The sequence below is a fragment of the Pantoea sp. RG18 genome (assembly GCF_025910075.1).
Taxonomy (GTDB): Bacteria; Pseudomonadota; Gammaproteobacteria; order Enterobacterales; family Enterobacteriaceae; genus Pantoea; species Pantoea agglomerans.
In genome coordinates, this window is sequence record NZ_JAPCIL010000026.1 from 1 (window position 1) to 1,864 (window position 1,864).

Here is a 1,864-nt window from a genome sequence, read left to right on the forward strand (position 1 = left end):
CGCCATCGTGGTGTGGCAGTCGGCGAGCGGAGACGGCTCCGGCAGCTGCGTCAAGGGCCAGCTGCTGGACGCGAAAGGCCAGCCGGTCGGGGCGGAGTTCACGGTGAACACCACCACAGCGGGCGACCAGATCACGCCGCAGGTTACGGTCCTGACGAACGGCCATATCGAAGTGGTGTGGAGCACGGATTCCGGTGCGCATATCAAGGGTCAGGGCTATACCTACAGCTATGACGGTGCGGGTAACGTAAATGGTCTGGTGGCTGATGGCACAGAGTTCAGCGTTAACACCGGTACCACGGCAAGTAAACTGACTGAACCCGCCATTACCTCGCTGGAAGATGGCGGCTATCTGGTTGTATGGCAGGCAAGCCTGAACGGTAACTGGGCGATTTACAGCCGCCAGTATGATGCAAACGGCACGCCGGTCACGGCAGAGACTGTACTGATTACGACTTCGCTGAGCGTAAACGGCGTGCTGGGCTTTGGCGCTGACTGGGAGCCGCTGCCGTCTGTTACGTTACTGAAAAATGGCCAGGTCGCTATCGCCTATACCGTTAAAGGTACCGGGTATGACGCAGGCGTGTCGATCTACGATCCTTCACTGCATGAGGTAACCGGCAGCTTCGTAGCGAACCAGACCCTGACTAATAATCAGGCATCACCTGCAGTAAGCGCGCTGGATAACGGCAACTACGTGGTGACCTGGGACTCTAACGATACCAGCGGACCGGATCAGAACGGTTACAGCGTCTGGGGCCGCATCTATGCGGCAGACGGTACGGCGCTGACCAGCGAGTTCCTGATCAACACGGCAACAGCAGGCGATCAACATCTGGCGAAAGTCGTGAGCCGTCCTGATGGCAGTTTCGTTGCGCTCTTTATGTCTGCAACAGATACGGCACCGGGTGCAGGTACCAGCGGCATCTACGCGCAGTACTTTGATGCAGCGGGTAACAAAGTGGGCCAGCAGATGCAGATCCATCAACTGACCTATGGCGAGCAGGTTGAAGTCGATGCGACCTTCCTTGCGGGCGGTCAGCTCTACGTGACCTGGACTGACAAAGGTGTGGGTGACGGCGAAGGCTCGGCGATTAAAGGACGCGTTGTGGATCTGGTTGAAACGCTGGGACTGGAGCAAATGACGCCGGACAACAACGATCCGACGACCATTGACTATCAGCCTGCGACGACACCAGCGTCGAGCGACACCGATGTACTGCCGCCGAACGTGGGCCTCTCTACCAATACTAAGGAGACTCTGGGTGGCCAGACCGAAGCAGGCGCTACTGTTATCGTAACGAATGCGGCTGGAACGGTTTACTCCACGGTGGCAGATGCTGAGGGTGTATGGAGTATTGTACCTAACCCACTCAGTGTCGGTGAAAACGGAACGCTCTCGGCTATTGACGCGGCAGGTAACCAGAGCCAGCCAGTATTGATCTCCGGAGCCGCACTGAGTGCTTACGATCTGCTGAATGAAAGCGCGCAGGTGAATACCACTACCACAGGCGATCAGCTCAACCCGTCGGTCACCCGGCTGGCGGACGGCCGCATCGTGGTGACGTGGCAGGGTGACGGCACCTCCGGCACCGAGGTTTACATGCAGCTGTACGAGGCAGATGGTGTGCATAAAATCGGCACCGAGCAGCAGGTGAACCAGCGCACGGCCAACAATCAGGACAGCCCGCAGGTGATAGCGCTGACCGACGGCGGCTTTCTGATTGTCTACGAGTCCAACGTTAACGGACTGGACAACAGCGGCGACGGCGTGATGGCGCGCCGCTACGGCGCCGACGGCCAGGCGGTGACCGACGAGTTCCAGGTGAACACCACCTACAGCGGTGCGCAGAACCGTCCGGGC

1 protein-coding gene is annotated in these 1,864 nt (G+C 58.9%); it reads left to right on the top strand.

Annotation, left to right across the window (positions count from 1 at the left end; genetic code table 11):
• Nucleotides 1-1,864, top strand: a 1,864-nt coding sequence (locus OK409_RS21615; RefSeq protein WP_264367522.1) for an Ig-like domain-containing protein, incomplete at both ends; no start/stop codon positions are given.